14 protein-coding genes and 2 pseudogenes are annotated in these 19,341 nt (G+C 71.9%); 8 read left to right on the forward strand and 8 right to left on the reverse strand.

Annotated elements, in window-relative coordinates; all coding sequences use genetic code 11:
* Window positions 1-63: 63 nt before the first annotated feature.
* The 5 genes and pseudogenes from ACFZDK_RS49715 to ACFZDK_RS49735 form a co-directional block, all read right to left on the reverse strand.
* Window positions 64-2,316, reverse strand: a complete 2,253-nt coding sequence (locus ACFZDK_RS49715) for an FtsX-like permease family protein (RefSeq protein WP_390984319.1) — start codon at window positions 2,314-2,316, stop codon at window positions 64-66.
* A complete protein-coding gene (locus tag ACFZDK_RS49720) occupies window positions 2,313-2,999 on the reverse strand; it encodes an ATP-binding cassette domain-containing protein (RefSeq protein WP_390984322.1) in 687 nt (228 codons plus the stop codon). Before ACFZDK_RS49720 ends, ACFZDK_RS49715 begins: the two co-directional genes overlap by 4 nt.
* A complete protein-coding gene (locus ACFZDK_RS49725) occupies window positions 2,996-3,520 on the reverse strand; it encodes a helix-turn-helix transcriptional regulator (RefSeq protein WP_390984325.1) in 525 nt (174 codons plus the stop codon). Before ACFZDK_RS49725 ends, ACFZDK_RS49720 begins: the two co-directional genes overlap by 4 nt.
* 566 nt (window positions 3,521-4,086) lie before the next feature.
* Window positions 4,087-6,052 (reverse strand): annotated as a pseudogene (locus ACFZDK_RS49730) (SpoIIE family protein phosphatase).
* 270 nt (window positions 6,053-6,322) lie between these two features.
* Window positions 6,323-7,600, reverse strand: coding sequence for a site-2 protease family protein (locus ACFZDK_RS49735; protein ID WP_390984328.1), 1,278 nt, complete (start codon window positions 7,598-7,600; stop codon window positions 6,323-6,325).
* Window positions 7,601-7,718: 118 nt separating this feature from the next.
* On the opposite strand from ACFZDK_RS49735, the gene ACFZDK_RS49740 reads away from it, so the two are divergent.
* On the forward strand, window positions 7,719-8,015 hold the full coding sequence (locus ACFZDK_RS49740) for a hypothetical protein (protein WP_390984331.1): 297 nt from the start codon (window positions 7,719-7,721) through the stop codon (window positions 8,013-8,015).
* Window positions 8,016-8,666: 651 nt separating this feature from the next.
* On the forward strand, window positions 8,667-9,155 hold the full coding sequence (locus tag ACFZDK_RS49745; RefSeq protein WP_390984333.1) for an SDR family NAD(P)-dependent oxidoreductase: 489 nt from the start codon (window positions 8,667-8,669) through the stop codon (window positions 9,153-9,155).
* Between the two features lie 318 nt (window positions 9,156-9,473).
* On the opposite strand, the gene ACFZDK_RS49750 is transcribed toward ACFZDK_RS49745, so the two are convergent.
* On the reverse strand, window positions 9,474-10,235 hold the full coding sequence (locus tag ACFZDK_RS49750; protein ID WP_390984336.1) for a maleylpyruvate isomerase family mycothiol-dependent enzyme: 762 nt from the start codon (window positions 10,233-10,235) through the stop codon (window positions 9,474-9,476).
* A 159-nt stretch (window positions 10,236-10,394) separates the two neighbouring features.
* Between ACFZDK_RS49750 and ACFZDK_RS49755 the strand changes: the two are divergent.
* The 4 genes and pseudogenes from ACFZDK_RS49755 to ACFZDK_RS49770 all read left to right on the forward strand — a co-directional run.
* A pseudogene (locus tag ACFZDK_RS49755) lies at window positions 10,395-11,172 on the forward strand (IS5 family transposase); the annotation flags it as partial.
* A gap of 315 nt (window positions 11,173-11,487) precedes the next feature.
* A complete protein-coding gene (locus ACFZDK_RS49760) occupies window positions 11,488-12,468 on the forward strand; it encodes a S8 family serine peptidase (RefSeq protein WP_390984483.1) in 981 nt (326 codons plus the stop codon).
* 542 nt (window positions 12,469-13,010) lie between these two features.
* Window positions 13,011-14,261 (forward strand): tetratricopeptide repeat protein, encoded by a 1,251-nt coding sequence (locus tag ACFZDK_RS49765; protein WP_390984339.1) that lies wholly within the window; start codon window positions 13,011-13,013, stop codon window positions 14,259-14,261.
* Window positions 14,258-14,875 (forward strand): flavin reductase, encoded by a 618-nt coding sequence (locus ACFZDK_RS49770; RefSeq protein WP_390984341.1) that lies wholly within the window; start codon window positions 14,258-14,260, stop codon window positions 14,873-14,875. The genes ACFZDK_RS49765 and ACFZDK_RS49770 overlap by 4 nt, the downstream gene beginning before the upstream one ends.
* A gap of 115 nt (window positions 14,876-14,990) precedes the next feature.
* On the opposite strand, the gene ACFZDK_RS49775 is transcribed toward ACFZDK_RS49770, so the two are convergent.
* Both ACFZDK_RS49775 and ACFZDK_RS49780 read right to left on the reverse strand, forming a co-directional pair.
* Window positions 14,991-16,247, reverse strand: a complete 1,257-nt coding sequence (locus ACFZDK_RS49775; RefSeq protein ID WP_390984343.1) for a glycoside hydrolase family 88 protein — start codon at window positions 16,245-16,247, stop codon at window positions 14,991-14,993.
* Between the two features lie 331 nt (window positions 16,248-16,578).
* Window positions 16,579-16,974: a contact-dependent growth inhibition system immunity protein gene (locus tag ACFZDK_RS49780; RefSeq protein WP_390984346.1), complete on the reverse strand. Its 396-nt coding sequence runs from the start codon at window positions 16,972-16,974 to the stop codon at window positions 16,579-16,581.
* A gap of 483 nt (window positions 16,975-17,457) precedes the next feature.
* On the opposite strand from ACFZDK_RS49780, the gene ACFZDK_RS49785 reads away from it, so the two are divergent.
* Both ACFZDK_RS49785 and ACFZDK_RS49790 read left to right on the forward strand, forming a co-directional pair.
* Complete coding sequence (locus ACFZDK_RS49785; protein ID WP_390984485.1) at window positions 17,458-18,129, forward strand: ATP-binding cassette domain-containing protein; 672 nt, start codon at window positions 17,458-17,460, stop codon at window positions 18,127-18,129.
* A gap of 149 nt (window positions 18,130-18,278) precedes the next feature.
* A complete protein-coding gene (locus ACFZDK_RS49790) occupies window positions 18,279-19,244 on the forward strand; it encodes an ATP-binding cassette domain-containing protein (RefSeq protein ID WP_390984487.1) in 966 nt (321 codons plus the stop codon).
* The last annotated feature ends 97 nt before the right edge of the window (window positions 19,245-19,341 follow it).

Consider the following 19,341-nt stretch of genomic DNA (forward strand, 5'->3'; position numbering starts at 1 on the left):
GAGCTCCATCAGGCCCGGACGCCGATGGGAGGGATGTCCAGGGCGTAGCGGGGAGTTGGCGCGTCAGCCGTTGCGGGCGGCCTCTGGGCCGGTGATGCGTTTGAGCAGGGGGAGAGTCGAGGCGATGATGCCCAGCGCGGCAACGAGGCCGAGGACGACGAGCGCGTAGTACGCCACACCTGGCGACACCAGGTCGTAGTGCATCTGCGATTTCAGGAACAGGGCGGAGGCGGCGAAGGCCGTACCGATCGAGATCGCGGCCACCGCCAGCAGCGGCAGTGTGCTCTCCAGGCCGATCACCCTCTGCAGCAACCGCAGCGGCGCGCCGGTGAGCCGCAGCAGCGCGAACGGGCGTCGGCGATCCGACAGGCCCGCGACGACGCTCACCGCCAGGCTGCAGCCTGCGATCGGCAGGGTGGTCAGCAGCACCACGTTGGCCAATTGCCGCCAGCCGGCCAGCTCTTGCTGCAAGTCGGTGCCCCAGTCGCCCACCGTTTGGGCCTGTTGGTGCGGGTAGGCGGTGGTGAGCACGGTCCGCACGCGTTCCATGGCGGCTGTCGAACCGTCAGTGGCCACGTAGACCAGTTGTACGGGCAGCTTGGCGACGGCTGCGGTGCTGATTGCGGCGGCGGGCCACGGCAAGCTCGGGTGCGACTGCAGGCTGACGAACGCGTAGAAGTCGACGGCCGTGACGCTCGCCCCGGCTGGGCAGCGGCCCACCATGGGAGTCTGCGCCAGGTCGGAGCAGGTCACCAGTGCAGGCGCGTCCGGGCCGGGATCACCCGGGTGGACTCGCCGGTGTACCACCTTGCCGACGTCGTCGGGGTTGGCATGGACGACGGCTACGCCCCGCACGCCCGGGATCGCCCGCACCTCGGTGAGCAGCCGTGTCGGGATGGCCCCGGCCAGCGACGCCTGGCCGTCGCCGCCGTCCTCCACCACGGTCCGGGTCTGCCGGTCGCCGTTGAGGGTGCCGCGGTAGTCGTTGATGGTGCCGATGATGCTGACTGTCGCGGTGGTCACGAACAAGGCCAGGACGAGGCCGCTGACCGCGCGGAAGCCGGCCTTCGGGTCGTCTGCGAGTCGGCGCACCGCGATCAGGGCGGCCGGGCGGCGGGTGCGCCGGGCCACCGCCCGGGCGACGGTCATGGTCAGCCACGGCCCGGCGATCACCAGGCCCAGCATCACCACCAGGAATCCGGGGAGGTAGGCCGCCGTCTGGCCGTTCCCGGTCGCAGGGCGGCGGCCGACGAAGACGAAGTACGCCAGTTCGGCCAGGCCCGCCAGCAGCGGGATCAGCCGCCAGGCGCGCGGCGGGCGCGGGGTCACCCGGCGGGTCACGCCGAGCGGGGAGATGGCGACCCGGCGCAGCGCGAGGCGCGCCGCGATCGCCGCCGCCACCGGCACGCCGACGATGACGCCGAGGGCCTGCGGGGCGCTGAGTGTCAGATCCGAGAGGAAGAACCGCTGCTGCCCGGTGAGCGGAATGGTGGCGACCAGCGGGCGCAGCGCGGCGTAGAGCCCGAAGCCGATCACTGTCCCGGCGGCCGCCGCCAGCGCGGACTCCACCGCCGATAGGAGCGACACCTGCCGGGGAGTGGCGCCGACCAGCCGCATCGCCGCGTACCGCTGTTCGCGCGTGGCGGCGGACAGTCGGGTTGCGGTGGCGATGAAGATCAGCACCGGGAAGATCAGGGCCCCGGCCACCACGGAGGAGATGAGCGTCAGCGCGTCGCCGCGCACCGCGTTGTCCCAGCACTCGTTGTCGCAGGTGGATGGCCGGCTGGTAGCGATGGTGGTGACTGCTCTCGCCCCTGGTGCGCCCTTGATCTGGGCGGGGGTTCGGCCGATGACAGCGATCAGCGAGTCCGGGGAGGCCAGGGCGGCGTCGCCGATCGTGCCGGTGAGCCGCCCGGGGAAGCGGTCGCCCAGCTGGTCGGCCGGGGTGTCGCGGATCAGCTTGGCCAGCGAGGGTGAGGCGTAGTACTCGCCGGGCGCCGGCAGGTGCGTCAGGCCGGGCGGGACGGGCGAGGTGGGGCCGGTCGCGGCGACGTCGACCTCGGTGAGGGACTTGCCGTCGTAGTAGTCGCCGTGCGGCCACCACCACAGCTGGTCCGCCGACGCCAGCTCGGTACGGCTGGCGGCGCCGGTGTCGAGCCAGACCTGCCGCTGGTTGGTCCGCTCGACGGCGTTCATGCTGGCGAAGGTCGACAGCAGCAGCCCGACGCCGATGGCGACCGCGGCGGCGATCATGGCGAGCCGGGCGAGGGCCTCCCGACCGCCGCTGACCGCGAGGCGGAGCGCGAAGGCGATCACGAGGCGATCCGTCCGGTCGTGAGCAGGCTGGCCTTGCCGTCGCGGACGATGGCCTCCCGGTCGGCATGTGCGGCGACCCGGGGCTCGTGGGTCACCAGGACGATGGTGGTGCCCTGTTCGTGGGCCGCGTCCACCATCAGGTCCATCACCTGCTCGCCGGTGAGCGAGTCCAGCGCTCCGGTCGGCTCGTCGGCGAACAGTACCTTGGGCCGGGCGACAAGACTCCGGGCCAGCGCCACCCGTTGCGCCTGACCGCCCGACAACTCCCCGGAGCGGCGGCGCTCCAGGCCGTCCAGGCCCAGCCGGGCGAACCAGGGCCGGGCCTCGGCGAGGGCGGCCGCCCGGCGCAGGCCGGAGAACAGCAGCGGCAGGGCGACGTTCTCCTCGGCGGTCAATTCGGGGACGAGTTGGCCGAACTGGAAGACGAAGCCGAACGTGTCCAGGCGCAGGGCGCTGCGCTCGGTCTCGTTCAGGGTGTCGATGCGGCGTCCGTCGAAGTGCACCTCGCCCGAGTCGGGGGTGAGGATGCCGGCCAGGCAGTGCAGCAGGGTGGACTTGCCCGAGCCGCTCGGGCCCATCACGGCGAACACCTCGCCGGCCTCGACGGCCAGGCTGGCGCCGCGCAGGGCGTGGGTCTCGCCGAAGGAGAGGGTGATGTCGCGGGCCTCGATGAGGGCGGTCATGTGCGCACCGCCGCTGCCAGCGTGTCCATCCGGGCCGTGGTCAGCTCGATCCACCGTAGGTCGGCCTCCAGGTGGAACAGGCCGTGGTCGGCGAGCAGGGCGTCGATGATCGGACCGGTCCGGCGCAGCTTCGTCAGCTCGTGCATCCGCTCCAGGTGGGCGGCCCGCTGGGTGTCGAGATACTGCTGGGCGTCGCGGCCGAGCATCAGGGCCAGCACGACTTTGGTGAACAGCACGGTCTGCAAATTGGGCTCGGGGGCCACCGGCTGGGTGAGCCAGGTCTCGAACTCCGTCGCCCCCGCCTCGGTGATCACATAGCGCTTGCGCTCGGGGCCGACCCCGGGCTCCGCCTCGCCGGCGATGACTTTCCCGTCCCGCGCCAACCGGCCAAGCGTTGTGTAGACCTGCCCGTACGGCAGCGGTTTGCCGCGGTTGAAGAAGGCGTCGTAGTCGCGCTTGAGGTCGTAGCCGTGGCTCGGCTCCCGCTCCAGCAGCCCCAACAGGGTGAGAGGAACACTCATGCGAGGATCATACACCGCAGATATACTCCGAGTGTATATCTGCTGAGAGTTCGCTCTGGCGCTGGGACATCGCATCCGGTTGCCGGCCTGTCACCAGCGACCAGCCCTCTCCCTGAGCCGACTATTACGGACGCTGGTTCAGAGCTTTGGCCGGCTCCCGCTCGACGGCTCCCACAGCGGCGGGTGTCGGCAGCCGATAGCACGCGGTTTCGCCTGGCCCGGCGGCCGGTAACCCGCCGGATTGAGCAGCGCACGGTGCAGGGCCAGAGGTTGCTGGCCGACCGCGTCCTGCGACGGCTGCACAGCAGCCTTCCGTGTCCGCACAGGTGCCGGCGCCCGCCCGCCGGCCCGCCGGCCCGCCCGGCCGTGCCGGGTGGGTTCTCCTCACCCGGCCCAGCCGCCGACCAGAGGACGCCTGCGCGGCGTTCGCGTCGCGCCGGGCAGGGCTTTCGCCGCCGTCCAGGGCAGTGAGGGGACGCTTCGGTGTGCCTTCTGGAGGGCGGACGGGCGGCCCGCGGCAGAGGCTGCCTGCAGCGTGACATGCTGCCGTACCCGTCGGCGCCCGGTCAGCCAGGAGGGCCGTCCAGCTTTATCTCGAACCAGACGACTTTCCCTCCCACCAGCCGGCTGACGCCCCATCGATCAGCCAGTTCATTGACTACGTACAGGCCGTGACCGCTTTCCTGCAGACTGTGTACCTGAAGCTGGCGAGGCATCTGCGTTGCCCTGTCCTGTACCTCGCACCGCAGTACGTGCGTGCGCAGCATCCGCACCTCGATCGGTTCGAGAATCGCCGCTGCCGCGTTCACTGCGTTGGTTACCAGTTCGCTGACCAGCAGCTGAGCACGATCCGACAAGTGCGCGAGCCCCCACCCGTCAAGCGCCTGACGGGTGAGCTGCCTGGCTATGTGCGGCGCTCTGTGGTCGCTTTCGATGGACCACTGGGCGACATCGCTTGCCGTAAGTCCTTCGAAGCGGGCCGCGAGCAGCGCGATGTCGTCGTCACGGTCACCGGGGCCGAGCATGTCCAGGATTTCGTCGCAGGCAGCTTCCAGCGGCGGTGGGTCCGAGAGCTGCGCTGTTGCGGCCAGTCGCTCACGGAGCTGCTCGATGCCCGTCCAGATGTCCCGGATCCGCGATTCGACCAGGCCATCGGTGTAGAGCACCAGCGTCGATCCCGCTGGTGCTCCCAGTTCCACCGCTTCGAAGTCCACTCCGCCGACACCGATGAGGACACCGGGTGGCACCTGCAATACCTCGGCCTTGCCGCCATGGAGCAGCAGGACGGGCGGCGGGTGACCGGCATTGGCGAAAGTGATGCGGTGGGCGACCGGGTCGTAGACGGCGTACAGACACGTGGCCGGGCGGTCGGTACCCAGCCGCTGTGCCTGTTCGTCGAGGTGGCGCAGGACCTCCTGCGGAGGGAGGTCGAGGCCCGCAAGGGTCTGCGCGGTGGTGCGTAACTGGCCCATTATGGCCGCCGACGCCATGGAATGCCCCATCACGTCGCCGACAACCAGCGCGACCCGGCTGCCCGGCAGCGGGATCGCGTCGTACCAGTCACCGCCGACGCGCGCGGTCTCTGCGGCCGGCAGGTACCGGGAGGCCAGCCGCACCCCAGGGGGGCAGGGCAGAGTGTGGGGCAGCATGGTGCGCTGCAACTCGTCCGCCTGGTACGCCTCGCGGTGGTAGAGCAGAGACTTGTCGATGCCCAGAGCGCTCTGCGTGGCCAGCTGGGCGGCGACCTGCAGGTCGGCCGCTTCGAAAACGGGACGGTCGGGCTGCCGGAGGAACACAGCGGTGCCGACGACCCGGCGTCGCCCCCGCAGCGGCGCAAAAATGACCCGCGAGCCGGACGGTCCGCCGAAACCTTCTCCGACCAGCTCGGACAGGGTGTCACCGTTCGCCATGTCACCGAAGACCGGACGTACCCCCCCGCAACACGTGGGCAAGAGGGCCGTCGGCGCGTACGACAGTCACCTCCGGCGGCCTGGCACGGCCGAAGTCACTGCCGGCAGAGTGACCAACCTCCGGCACGAAAGCGAGCGTCGCCGCCTCGTCGGATATCCGCTCGATGCGGCGCAGCCGCAGGACGGCCTGCCCTGGCACAGGTTCGTCTCCGACGGGCAATGGCTCACGCAGGTAGACCAAGACCAAGTCGGCGAACACGGGCACCGTGGCCCGGCACAGCGCGAGCAAGATCTCGTCCAGATCCATGCTGCGCGAGATGCGGCGGGTGGCTGCGCCCACGAACCGCATCCGGTCCTCTCCACGAACCACGACGTCGGTCCCGGTGGCCCGGGGGTTGTCTGGAGTTGTTCCGAACAACCCTCCGGCAGACGGCTCCTGTACGTCCCCACCCGCACTCATCCGCACGATGCGCGCAGACACGGCGGTGCCGGCGCCCCCGCCAGGGGCGTACTCGGCACCGAGTTCGTCGGCGATCTCCTGTACGGTCTCGGGCCTGGGCCCGAGGCCAGGGAATGAGCGTGCCGTCCCAAGGCAAGCTCCGCCAGGAGATCTGGGACGCATGGCACACAGCTCACCCAGAGCAGGGGCAAGGCGCTACGGCTCCGTCTTGACCGCCAATCGCAGGTGTTCGCATGCTCAAGCCGCGCAGTACCACGGCCTCCGGGGTGCGGGACCGAGGTCGCTCGGGGCGCGATCGAGCAACCGGACGGCGACGGCACCTCAGGCGTGACCTGCCTGCCGCCAGCACAGTCCCGCCGCCCTCGGCCAGCTCGGCGAGCCCCTCGCTGCGGCGACGCGATGCCCCCTGCCGGCAGGGCAACTCCGTCCGGTTCACGCAGGCTGATCCCCGTCACCCGGGTCCGGCCGGTGCCGGGACCGCCGCAGGCCCGGGTCGGCTGCGCGGCGGCTGCCTGGGGGCTGCAGCCGCGGCCCAGAGTGTGGGGAGGGACGCGGGCGTCGGCGAGCCCGGTCGATGTCGTGTGCGGTGATGATCCCGTGCGGCCTGCCGTCGTCCAGGATCAGGACGGGCAGTGCGCCTCCGGCCCCGACGCGCTCCAGCACGGAGGTCAGGAGTTCGTCGGGTGCGGCGAGCGTGCACGCGGACAGCGGGGTCGCGACGTCGCGTACGCGCACCGACTGCCGGCGCCGGGGCGGCAGGCCGGTCAGCCGGCGCAGCTGTACGACACCGCTGAGGCGGCCGTTGAAGTCCAGCAACGGCAGCACCGAGTGCCCGGACCGGGCTGCCGCATCGGACAGGAAGTCGTCCACGGTCAGCCAGTCGGGACCGGTGACCACCGGAACGGTCATCGCCTGCTCAACCCGGGCCCCGCGCAGGGCTGTGACCAGCTCCGCCCACCGTCGTTCGGCCGCGGCCGCGCCGCCGACGAACACGCCGACGACGATCAGCCACAACCCGCCGGTAACCCCCCTCGCGAAGGCAAGCCATCCCAGGACGGCCAGCGCGATGCCGACGACCTGACCGCTGCGCCCGGCGGCCCGCTGCGCCCGCTCGCGGTCCCCGGTGCGCCACCACAGCGCCGCCTGGAGCAGCCGGCCTCCGTCCAGGGGTGTGGCGGGCAGCAGGTTGAAGACGCCCAGCAGCAGGTTCATGGCGCCGAACCAGCCCAGCACGGCGACCAGGATCCGCCAGCCCGGCGTCGCCATAACCGCGACCGCCGCGCCCCATCCGATGCCGCCGAGGAGCAGGCTGGCGAGCGGCCCGCTGACGGCGACCGTGAAGGCCGCCCGGGCTGTCGTCGGCCGGTCCATGCGGGTCAGTCCGCCGAGCGCCCACAGCGTGATGTCCCGCACGGGCATCCCCGCTCTGCGGGCCGTCAGCGCATGCGCCGCCTCGTGCGCCACCACACTCGCCAGCAGCAGCACGGCGCCAGCCACTGCGGCGACCGCGTACACCACCGGCGCCAGTCCCGGCGCGTAGGCGGGCAGCGTCCGGTCGGCCAGGCCGTACGCGAAGAGCAGCATGATCAGCGGCACGGTCCAGTGCGCCCGCACCGCCACGCCGCGGACACTCCCGAACTGGACCATGCCCTTCATCGCTATCACCGCCGACTGCCGCATCCTGCGACCGCACTCCGTCTCCTTCTTCAAGTGTCCGCCTCCGACTCTCACCACCGGAAACATCTGATATCAGGCGCAAGCGGTGTTTCGGACCTACGGTGGTCGAGGCGGGCCCCCGGGCCGAACCGGTGTCGTGAAGGAGGCGGCGATGCGGAAAGACTTCGTGTGGGTGACGACGCGCCGCCTTCGGCCGGGCACCCAGGAGGACTTCGAGCGGGCATGGCGGCCGGACCCGTACCCCCAAACCCTGCGTCACGCTTTCGCCTACTGGTCCGAGGACGGGCAGGAGATCACCGGGGTGTCGTTCTGGGACTCCGAGGAGGCGTGCGACGCGTGGCGGGCCTCCGAACCGGAGGCTAAGCGGCGTGCGGCCATGGCCCCGTACGTCGTCGAGGAGCGGGAAGCCTTCTACCGAGGCCGTGAACTCACCGTTCCCCACCGGTAGCGGCCGGCAAGCGGGGCCGTCAGTCCGCCGGCGCGGATGGATACTACCGGCGCCTGCGCGGTCGGGCGCCGCGCGGTCGATGCTTCGCGGTGTCAAGCGCACGCCGGGTACGGAAGAGGCCGCTGCGACGGTGGTCTTCGTATCGGCTTGTGCGCGGGCTGTGGGTCGCGCAAGGCATGCGGACGGGTACGGCGAGCGAGCACATTGTGACCGCGCGTTCCCTCAGGATGATGGCCGTCCGCACTCCTTTCGGAGCGCAGGCAGCGGGATGTGCTCGTCCAGGAGTTCTCCTCGGGTACCGGAAGCGGCTGTCGGCACGGCGTGGATGTGTCGATGTCCGGTGCGGTGCGGTTGAGCCATTGCGCCGTGGTCCTGGCCTCCTCGCGGGACGGCGCCGCTAGCTTGTCCTTTAACCCGCTGCGTCCTGTGGGCCGAGGTCTGAGAGGGCGGTACGTGACTTGATGTCTGTATTGCCCTGTTGGCTGGGGTAGGCAGGCTGCTCGGGGGGCCGCCGCGCGGCTATGGTCGCGGCTGGCGGACATTCCCTGGGGTCAACACCGCGCCCGGCCCGCTGCGGCGGGCGGTGAAGACTGCGGCGCGGTGACGGCCGTACGCCCTGGCGCGGGCGGCGAAAGCGGTCGCGGCCGGACAATGCGGGCATCGTCGTGGTCACCCCCCCAGGGCGCGCTGGGCCCCACGTACACCGATGCCTTGCGTGCGGTCTTCGAGACCAACTACTACGGCACGGTCCGGACGAGCCAGGCCTTCGTGCCGGTCATCTCGGGCAGCGGCGGTGGCGCGATCATCAACGTGCTGTCGGACGCGACCTGGTTCGCCCCGTCGTTCGTCGCGGCCTACGCGGCCTCCAAGTCCGCCGTCTGGGGCTATACGAACGCCCTGCGTACGGACGTACGGGACCAGGCCATTCAGGTGCTCGGCCTTCATGTCGGGATGCTCGACACCGACATGACCCGGGGCATCGACGCGAAGAAGAGCGACCCCCTTGACGTGGTGGCCGTGACGCTCGACGGGCTGGAGAACGGCGACGAGGAGGTGCTCGCCGACCACAAGGCGCAGGAGGTCAAGAGCACGCTCTCCAGTGCGCGGCCCTTCTACTTCGATCCGGTCTTCGCAGACTGACAGCCCTTGAGACCTGCCGCTCGTGTTGCCGACGCGAGCCGTCCGTGTCCTGTCGCCATTGCCCCTCCCCGCCCCCGCGCTCATGCCGCGGGCCTCACCGTCGCGGCATGTCCGTCGTTGGACGAGAGGGAGGAATGTCAGCGCCGCACGTACGGTGCGTCCGCCCTGGGGATCAGCTCCAGCGCCGACCGGGCCGTCTGCCGGAGCGTCGTGCCGTCGACACCCGCCTTGGCCATGTTGTCGATGCCCCTGATCACGCTCAGCAGCAGATATCCCAGGGCCGTGGCGTCGGCATGCTCGGCCGGCGGTGTTGGCTGGCTATTCTTCGGGCTCCCAGGCGATGAGTTGTTCGAACACTTGCTGGTTGCCCTGGGTCTTGAGGTCGTTGAGTGTGAGGCGGCCCCAGACGAAGAGGAGCAGTTGTTCGGCGGTGCCTGTGGCGGAGGCGGAGGGGGGTGCGGTGTGGTCCGTGAGGGGTGCGGGCCAGGCGCCGGTGGCGTTCAGTGTGAGGAGCCAGGAGCGGCCCTCGGTGGCGTGGTAGTGGATGGTGGCGGCCTGGTGTGGCCAGGGGGCGGGGGTGGAGTTGCAGGTGTCGAGGAACTCGGCGACGCCGTCGATGGCGAGGTCTGCCGGTATCGGCTGCACGGTGCCTGCGGTGAGCTGGGCGTCGTAGGTGTGTACCAGCGTCTCGTGTACCCGGCGCCGGGCAACGCCCCGGGTGTTCGCCGGTGACACGCCGGCGCTCCACCACGTCCAGCATTCGCGCTCCGGGCCGGCCTCGCGCAGCGCACTCAGGAGCAGTTCGTTCGACTCGGCGTACCAGGCGAGCAGCGCCTCGGGCTCGTCCGGCACCTCTGCGGCGTCCTTGGCCGGCGGGGCCTGGGCCGGGCCTGCGGCGACGATCGCGGCCCACCAGCGCTGGCCCGTACCCAGGTGCTGCACCAGATCGAACAACGTCCACTCGGGGCAGGACGGCACCGGCGTGTCAAGGCTGGGCGCGGCGGCGACCGCGCTGCGGAACGCGGCCGACTGCTCGTCGATCAGTTGCAGCAGGGCGGAATACTGAAGACTGTCTGTCACATCGCTTGCCTATCACCCCAGTTCAGCCGACCGCACCCAATTTTCCGGGCCGTCGGCTGCGGGCGTGGGAGCACCTGGTAGGAAGCCTGGTCGTAGCCATGTCGCCTTCCTGGACGGCTCGTTGAACGAGTCACGGGGAAGGGGAACGGTCCTTCGTGGATGGTGCCGGATGACCTGTGGGGGGCGGATCGAGCCGTTGCTGCCGGTCGGGCGGCGGCGTGTGGGCCGTCCCGGCCGGCTGGCACCGGACGACCGTGGTTGCCTGCAGGGCGTCCTGTTCGTGCTGCGCACCGGGATCCAGTGGGAGTGGCTGCCGCGGGAGTTCGGCTTCGGGTCCGGAGTGAGGTGTTGGCGCCGGTTGCGGGACCGGCACGAGGCCGGGGTGTGGGACCGGCTGCACCAGGTGCTGCTGACCGGGCTGTAGCGTGCCGGGAAGCTGGACCGGTTGCGGGCGGTGGTCGACGGCTTTCACCACTAGGCGCGCCGGGGCGGCCCAGGACCGGGCCGTGTCCGGTCGGCCGTGTCCGGCCCGGCTCGAAGCAGCACGTCATCGCCGGGGCAGGGGGCACTCCGCTCGCCATCACCGTGACCGGTGGCAGCCGCCACGGCATCACCCGGCTGCTGCCCCTGCTCGACGCGGTCGCGCGGATCCGCGGGTTGACCGGTCGCCCCCGTGGCCGGGCCGCGGCGGTTGTTCGCCGACCGGGGCTACGGCTTCGACATGTGCCGTCGGCTCCTGTGCAAGGGCGGCATCAAGCCGGTCATCGCCCGACGCGGAGTTCCGCACGGCTGCGGCCTGGGCTCGGTCCGCTGGGTGGTCGGGCGGGCGAGCGCGTGGTTCGACGGCTTGCGACGGCTACGGGTCCGCCGGGAGGTCCGCGACGACATCCACGAGGCGTTCCTGAAGCCCGCCTGCTGTGTGATCACCTGCAGGCGAGTCCGGGCATTGTGTCAGCTCCTCCAAGTGGTGGTGTGGGGTTGTGGGGTTGTGCCCGGTGGTGTGTGGCTGGCGGTGGATGAGCCCGCGTGCGCACCGGGCTGGAACTGTTGGCTTGTTGCGGTCGTCTTGTGTGCTGACTGTGTACGGAGCGGGGTTGTGGGGGATGTTGTGACGCGGAACGTGACGAAGGCCGGTCTCGTGGCGGTGGCCGTGGCGGCGGTGCTCGGGGTCTTGGCCTGTGGCGGGGGAACAGGGTCGGCTGTCGGGGACAGTGGTGGGACGCTTGCCGCGCATGGGGCGGGGGAGTCCGTGGTGCTCTCCGGGGACGGGGCGCCGTCCGGCTCGATGCCGGTGTCTGCCGCCACCGTGGGGACGTTGTCCGGGGTCGCGCGGACCACGGCGTCGCCCCTCACTCGGCATGTTCCGTGGAACCTGGACATTCTGGACCAGCGGTCGCGGCCCCTGGACGGGAGGTTCACCACCACCGCGACGGGCAGGGGCGTGCACGTCTATGTGATCGACACCGGGATGGACATCGGCCACAAGGAGTTCGGCGGACGCGCCAGCCTTGGGGCCGACTTCGTGGGGGCGAAGGACTCCGGTGACTGCTTCGGTGAAGCCGGCACCGGGCACGGCACGTTCGTCGCGGGCATCATCGGCGGGGCGAAGTACGGGGTGGCACCCAGGGCGCAGCTTGTACGGGTCCAGGGCATCATGTGTGAGAGCGAGGGCGGCGGCTCCGCGGCAGCGGCCGAGGCGGCCCTGGTCAAGTCGGTCAAGTGGGTGACCGCGCACGCACAGAAACCCGCGGTGGTGAACATGTCGCTCAACCTGGACCACCGCTCGGCGGCCCTGGAGGCGGCCGTGAAGAAGATGGTCGACGCGGGTATCTTGACCGTGGTATCGGCCGGCAACTTCCATGACGACGCCTGCAAGCACTCTCCGGCCGGTGTCCCTGGCACGATCGTTGTCGCGGCCTCCACCCCGGACGACCGCCCATGGAGCGACGGCGGTTCCTACGGGTCGGGGTACGGACGGTGCGTGGACCTGTACGCCCCCGGCCAGAAGGTGACCGCCGCTCTCGCCGGCGGCGGTTCGGTCACGGAGGACGACGGTGCCACGTCCTGGGCCGCGCCGCATGCGACCGGTGTGATCGCGCTGTACCTGTCGGCACACCCGCACGTCACGGCCAGGCAGGTCCATGTCTGGCTCGACCACACGGCCACGCCCGGTGTCCTGCGGGGCGTCCCCTCCGGCACCCCCAACCGGCTGCTCAACACCGGCGGCATCTGACCCGCTGCGGTGGCCCCGGTCTCATGGCCACCCCTGCGCGAGGCCGCACCGTAACGGCAGACGCAGGTCGCACGACAACCGCGCTCGCGCCAGCGTCTCCCCGGTGCAGCACCCGACGCGCCCCGGCCGGGCGAGCGGCTCTCGGCACCCGCCCCTGCGCTGGGCGGGGGACGGCATCAAGTTCACGCGCGGTGTGAGGGCGCCGCGCACCGTGCCGCCACGGCCAGTGGGGTGGTCTCGGCCGTGCCGCCCCGGGTGCCCGCGCACGGGGGTCCGGCGCTTGCCGTCCGACGGGGCCGGAAGACGAGCGACACGGCGACTCCCGGCCGTACGCGCAGTCGCAGTCGCCCCCCGGGGGGCGCCGTTGGCAGGCGTGTGCTCGGTGGGGCAGTCGGCTGCCGGGGGCGGGGGCGGGGGCGCTGGAGCGCGGCAGTGATCGTGCGGGTGCCGGTGGTGAGGCCCTGTTCGAGGCGGTCTATTACGCCGCCGGTCTGGGGTTGCGGCATGCGGTGCTCGTCTGCGGCGAGCGGGGCAGGGCTGTCGTGGGTCCTGAACGGGCGGAGCGTTACGGGGACTTCAGCGGCAAGATGTCCTCGGCCCTGGCGCTGCTGGGGCGTACCCGGGAGGCGGAGCGGCTGTATCTGGAGGTACGGGCCCGGTACGCGCTGCCGATGGCGCAGATGTTCACCGGTTACGCGCTGGCGACGCTCTGCACCCGGCTGCACCCGGCGCCGCTGCGCGACCGTCAGCCGGCCAAGAGCTGTCTGAGCAGCACGATCACGCTGGCGTCGCTGCTGCCCGGTGCCGAGGAGCGCAGTTTCCACTCGGTGTTCCAGAGCAGCGGCATGGCCCTGGTGGAGATGCACCTGGGCAATCTGCCCGAGGCGCTGCGGCTGGTGGACACGGGACTTGCGCGCCTGGACGCGGAGCTGCCGGCCGGCACCGGCTGCACCGCTCGGTCCTGGTCCACAACCGGGGCCGGGTGCTCGCGGCGCTGGGCCGGCTGCCGGCGGCGCTGGAGGACCTGCCGACGGTCATCGGGCTCGGCCCGAACTGTCCCGACTACTGCTTCGACCGGGCCGGCCTGCTGCACCGGCTGGGCGAGGACACGCGGCGCTGGCGGACTACGACACGGCGGCCTCGCCCAGCCCCCGTTCTGGGAGGTGCACTTCGACCGGGCCGACCTGCTGGCCGCGACGGGGGATGCGGAGGGGGCGGTCGCCGACCTGCGGCGGGTCGTGGAACTCGAGCCCGGCGAGGCGGACGCCCGGGTCGACCTGATCGGCCTGCTCCTTCAGAGCGGGCAGGCCGGGGCCGTGGAGCCGCTGCTGGAGGAGGGGCTGCGGCTGGCTCCCGGGGATGCGCGCCTGCTACAGGTGCGGGGCCGGTTGGCGTGGGACGAGGGCGCGGCGGATGCGGCCCGCCATGACTTCGGCCTGGCCCTTCAGAGCGATCCCGGGTGCGTCGCGGCGCTGGCCGGCCGTGCCGGGCTCGCCTTCGAGGCCGGGGACGTCGAGGGGGCGCTGCGCGATCTGGACCGGGCCGTCGGGCTGGACCCGGGCGATGCGGACCTGCGCTGCAACCGGGCGTATGTGCACCAGGCCGCCGGGCTGTGGCAGGCCGCGGTCGACGGCTACACCCTCGCGCTCGGGCTGCCCGGCGCGGACCGGGCCGAACTGCTGCGCGGGCGTGCGGCGTGCCACCGGGAGCTGGGCGACGGCGAGGTTGCGCGGGCCGACCTGGACGCGGCCCGTACGGCCGCCGGTGCGGTGGTGCCGGCCGGTGCGGCATGAGCCGCCTCGGCCTGCCGCGGGACGTGGCCCCGGCGCACCCCGCCCGGCACGACCCGCACGCCCCGGAGGGACCGGACCGCGTGGACCGGTTGGATCGGCTGGACGTGTCAGGGGATCCGGAGACGCTGGAGGGGCCGGACGGGTTGCGCCGGTTCATGCGGACGTGGGGCACCGGCATCACCGTGGTGAGCAGCCGGTGCCAGGGGCGGTCCGTGGGCTGCACGGTGACCGCGTTCACCTCGGTGTCGTTGTGCCCTGCCCTGTTCCTGGTCTGCCTGGTCTGCCTGGCCTCCACCGGCCGGACCCTCGCGGTGTTCCGGGCGCGGGGCGTGTTCGGGGCCGGCGTATTCGCGGGCGACCAGAGGGAGCTCGCCGGCCACTTCGCGACTGCGCCGGGGGACCGTTTCGCCGCGGTCGGCCACCACCTGGCCGGCGGCGTGCTTTTGCTGGATGCCGCGCTGGCCACGGCCGTGTGCCGGGTGGAGCGCGTCCGGCCGGTGGCCGGCCACACCGTGGTGCCGGGCCGCCCGGGCCGCCCGGGCCGCTACGGCGCTCCGTGCGCGGCCGCGCCCCTGATCCGCTTCGACGGCGCCAGCGGCCCGCTCGGTACCTGAACACCCCGGGCCCCGGACACCCGCCGTCTGGCACGCCGTTCGCCCGGGCGGAGGCGGTCCGGCGTTCGCGGTCCGGCACCCGGCCCCGGGGGCGGGTGCGACGGGGTGTCGGGGTTCAGGGTTGGGTGAGGTCGATGGCGTGGTCGAGGTCGTGGGGTTTGAGGATGCGGAGGATGCCTTCGAGGAGGTAGTAGTCGGCGTAGGGGAGGGAGACCTCGATGCCGTCCTCGGCGGGCCGGTTGCGGGTGCAGCGGGCGACGACGGCGTCCGCGCGGGTGGAGGCGCGGGTGAGGCAGGTGCGGGCCAGCGCGGTAAGGATCTTCAGGGCCGTGGTGCGGTAGTGGGTGCGGCCGGTCGCGGCGGCGAGGTCGATCAGTCCGCAGGCCATGACGGCTCCGGCGGACGCGTCCTTGATGTCGTGGGGCTGCTGGGGGGCGCGGTAGTCCCAGACGGGGACGTGGTCGGGGGTGAGCGTGCTGAGGGCGTAGTCGGCGAGGCGGGCGGCGGTGTCCAGGAACCGGATGTGGGCGGTGCGGCGGTAGAGGGTGGTGAATCCGTAGATGCCCCAGGCCTGGCCGCGCGACCAGCAGGAGGTGGGGCTGTAGCCCTGGACGGTGCCGGGACCGATGGGGGTGCCGGTTGCGGGGTCGAGGTCGAAGACGTGGGGGGTGGACCCGTCGGGCCGCGGGAACAGGCGCCGGGTGGTGTCGGCGTGCGCGACGGCGATGTCGAGGTAGCGGTCCTCGCCGGTCTGCCGGCCGGCGAAGGCGAGCAGGTCGAGGTTCATCATCGTGTCGATGATGATGCGCCCGGCGTTGGCGGGGTCCTCCAGCGCACCCCAGGCGCGCAGGAAACGGCCGTGCGGGTTGTAGCGGCGGCTGAGGGAGTCGGCGGCCTGCACGGCACCGTCCCGCCATGTGGTGTCGCCGGTCAGGCGCCACGCGGTCACCCACGAGGGGGTGAACAGGAAGCCGAGGTCGTGGGTGGTGGTGTCGCTGCGCCGGGGGGCGAGCTTGTGCGCCCAGTCGAGGGCGAGCGCGCGGAATTGGTCGTCCCCGGTGTGCAGCCAGCACATCCACAGGGTGCCGGGCCAGAACCCGCCGACCCAGTCGCCGCTTTGGGAGTAGACCCATTTCTCGGACTTCGTCGCGAGAGGGAATCCGTTCACGCGGGGCGCGACGGCGCGGACCTTGTCCGCCGCGTAGTCGGCCGCGGCCCTGAGAACGTCTACGGTCGCGGCCGGCACCCCGCCCGCCTGCGCCCGAGCCTGCGCCTGCGCTTGTGTCTGCGCCTGCGCGGGCCGGGGTGCACTGGTGTAGGCGGCCGCGGCGCCGCCTGCCGTGGCCAGCACGGCCCGCCGGGAGATGGTCATGACTGCCTGCCCCTCCAACTGGACTGCGGTGCAAGGGAGTTGAAGGAGTGTGGCACGCCCGCCCATACCGTGTACATCCACGTGTGCGAAGTTCATCCATATGAACATCTGGGGGTGTTGGGCGCGGAACGCGGCGCGGTTCAGAACGTGGTGCGGTACGCCGGGAGGAACAACTCCCGGGAGGCCGCCGGTTGCCGGTGCGGTTCTTGGCGCGCCCCGGCCCGAAGGACCAGGCAGCAACCAGTTGCTGGTGATGACAACGCCGGGCCGGGACGGCACCCCGGCGCCGGGCACTGCGGCCGGGCGCCGGCCCCACGGCCGGAGCGCGGCCTCACCGGGCCAGGAACCGCTCGGCCTCCTGTGCCAGGCCCCGTGGCAGGCCGGTCAGCCCGGAGACGATCACGCCCAGTTCCCGCCTGGCCCCGGGCAGTTCGTTCCAGGCCGCAGGCCTCCTGGTCAGCACCGCGGACAGCAGATCACCCTCGTACAGGTCGCCCTGCGCCATCGGGTCGTCGTGCAGTATCTCCACGGCGAGCGGCAGGAGATGAGCAAGCCCGACGTCCTGCCCGATCATCAGACGCAGGTCCTCGACCGACAACTCGCCCACCGGCCTGCGCCGGAGCGCGTGCACCGTCGCGGCCAGACGGCTCGCGCCGGCCGGCGGAGCCGGCCAGCGGTCGCGCTCGAGCTCCTCGAGGCAGCGCTCACGTTCTGCGGTCCGGGTCACCGGCCGATCGTCCCACGCGGCCGGCCCCGACGCGGACCGGGACGTCGGACCTGACCGCACGCCGGCGGCGGAGCGGCCGCCCGGCGCCAAAGGACGCACAGACACGGGATCCCCGGATCCGATGGGGACGCCTTCCTCACCTGCCCCGTCGGGTGAGGGCCACGGTCTGTGGAAGCCTGGGTGTCTGGGCCCTTGCTGCCCGTCGCCATCCATCTGCACACGGTGCTGAGGTCCTCTGCGGCCCCGTTCGGTCGGTGGTCCGGCTTGTGCCTCAGCGTCTCCCGGCTACCGGGCGGTTGCTGGGATGTCGGTGCCTGCGGGGCGGGGTGGTTGGATGTTCCGGTGGGGGTACGGCGTACCGTACGGTGCGAACCGTGGGGGCACCCCGGTCGACCGGGGTGAGGCGGGGGCGGGAGGAGAAAATTGCGCGAGCGGCCCATCGGGCACCGCGCTGTGGCGGACGTCGGGAGGCCGGCCGGCGCGATGGTGGTGGTCGAGGACCTGCGCCGCACCTACGGCACCGGCGACAGTGCCGTCCACGCTCTGCGGGGTGTCTCGTTCACCGTGACGCGTGGCGAACTCGTCGCCCTCAAAGGACGTTCCGGCTCCGGCAAGACCACCGTGCTCAACCTGGTCGGCGGCCTCGACACTCCGGACGGCGGCCGGATCACCCTGGACGGCACCGACCTCGCCGACCTCGACTCCGACGGCCTGCTGGCGCTGCGTCGTGACCGCGTCGGCTTCGTCTTCCAGTCCTTCGGGCTCATTCCTGTTCTGACCGCTGCCGAGAACATCGGGGTGCCGTTGCGCCTGCGGAAGGTCCCGGCCCGTGACCGCGAAGCCCGCGTGAGTCTTCTGCTGTCTCTGGTCGGCCTCTCCGGCCATGCCGGCCAGCGTCCCGGCGAGCTGTCCGGCGGTCAGCAGCAGCGGGTCGCGATCGCCCGGGCGCTGGCCAACAACCCGGCCCTGATCATCGCAGACGAGCCCACGGGCCAACTCGACGCCGACACCGGTCTCAGTGTGATGAACCTGCTGCGCGCCGTCGTCCGGAGCGAGTCCGTCACCGCCCTCGTGGCCACCCACGACACGCAACTCCTCGCGCTGGCCGACCGTGTGCTCGAACTCCGCGACGGCCGCATCGTCCAGGACGCCTGACGGACCTGTCCGGAGGTCACCGTCACAGATCCCGCCCCTCGTACGGGCGTCCGCATTATCCTGGCGGCCGTCTGACAGTGTTGTCCGCAGAGCTCACCTCCTCGGGGGACCGTGTGCCGCTTGACGAACAGCCCACCGGGGCACCGGACTTGGCCGAGCTGCGTCGGCGGGCTGTGGCCGGTGTCCCGGGCCGTGAGGCGGGGATGGTCGTGTGCGAGAACCTGGTGCGGATCTACCAGACCGGGGGTGTCGAGGTGCAGGCCCTGCAGGGTCTGGACCTGACCGTGGCCCAGGGGGAGATGATCGCGGTGGTCGGGGCTTCCGGCTCCGGCAAGTCCACCCTGCTGGGCATACTTTCCGGGCAGGACGTGCCCACCGCGGGTGCCGCCGAGGTCGACGGACACGACCTGCTGGCGATGAAACGCCGTGAGCGGCTGGGCTACCGGCGCCGCACGGTGGGCTTCGTCTGGCAGCAGGCCTCCTGCAACCTGCTGCCCTATCTCTCGGCGGCCGAGAACGTGATGCTTCCGATGACATACGCCGGGATCAAACGCGCCCGGCGCCGGGCCAGGGCGGAGGAGCTCCTGGACCTGCTGTCCGTCGGCCATTGCCGGGACCGCACCCCCGACACGCTCTCCGGCGGTGAGCAGCAGCGCATCGCCATTGCCGTCGCCAATGCCAACGAGCCGCGGGTGCTGTTCGCGGACGAACCCACCGGCGAACTCGACACCGCCGGCAGCGACGAGGTCTTCGCGGCGCTGCGCCGGGCCAATGAGGAGCTGGGTGTCACCGTGGTCGTGGTCACCCACGACGCGCTGGTGTCCGAGCAGGTGCAGCGCACCGTACGGATCCGTGACGGCCGTACCTCGACCGAGGTGCTGCGCCGGGTCGCCACGGGCGAGGACGGTGTGGAGGTGCGCACCGCCGAGGAGTACGCGGTGTTGGACGGCCGTGGTCGGCTGCAGCTGCCGGGTGAGTTCACCGAGCGCCTGCAGCTGCGCAAGCGGGTGCGGCTGGTCCTGGAGAGTGACCACGTCGGGGTGTGGCCCGACGACGCCGCCCGCCGGGCGAGGGCCGACGCGCAGGACGCGGCGGGCGGTGGCACGGAATGCTGAGTACGTCGAGCGGTGGCACCGCACCCTGAGTGCGCCGTGAGCGAGTCGTGAACGGGTCACCGGGTTGTTGCCCGTGCGGTGTGCACGTGCCGGGCTG

This window comes from Streptomyces sp. NPDC007901 (assembly GCF_042959465.1).
Taxonomy (GTDB): domain Bacteria; phylum Actinomycetota; class Actinomycetes; order Streptomycetales; family Streptomycetaceae; genus Streptomyces.

Coding starts and splice junctions, on each gene's coding strand:
- ACFZDK_RS49720 (WP_390984322.1), bottom strand. CDS start 2,999: ATGACCGCCCTCATCGAGGCCCGCGACATCACCCTCTCCTTCGGCGAG.
- ACFZDK_RS49725 (WP_390984325.1), bottom strand. CDS start 3,520: ATGAGTGTTCCTCTCACCCTGTTGGGGCTGCTGGAGCGGGAGCCGAGC.
- ACFZDK_RS49740 (WP_390984331.1), top strand. CDS start 7,719: ATGCGGAAAGACTTCGTGTGGGTGACGACGCGCCGCCTTCGGCCGGGC.
- ACFZDK_RS49745 (WP_390984333.1), top strand. CDS start 8,667: ATGCGGGCATCGTCGTGGTCACCCCCCCAGGGCGCGCTGGGCCCCACG.
- ACFZDK_RS49770 (WP_390984341.1), top strand. CDS start 14,258: ATGAGCCGCCTCGGCCTGCCGCGGGACGTGGCCCCGGCGCACCCCGCC.
- ACFZDK_RS49775 (WP_390984343.1), bottom strand. CDS start 16,247: ATGACCATCTCCCGGCGGGCCGTGCTGGCCACGGCAGGCGGCGCCGCG.
- ACFZDK_RS49785 (WP_390984485.1), top strand. CDS start 17,458: ATGGTGGTGGTCGAGGACCTGCGCCGCACCTACGGCACCGGCGACAGT.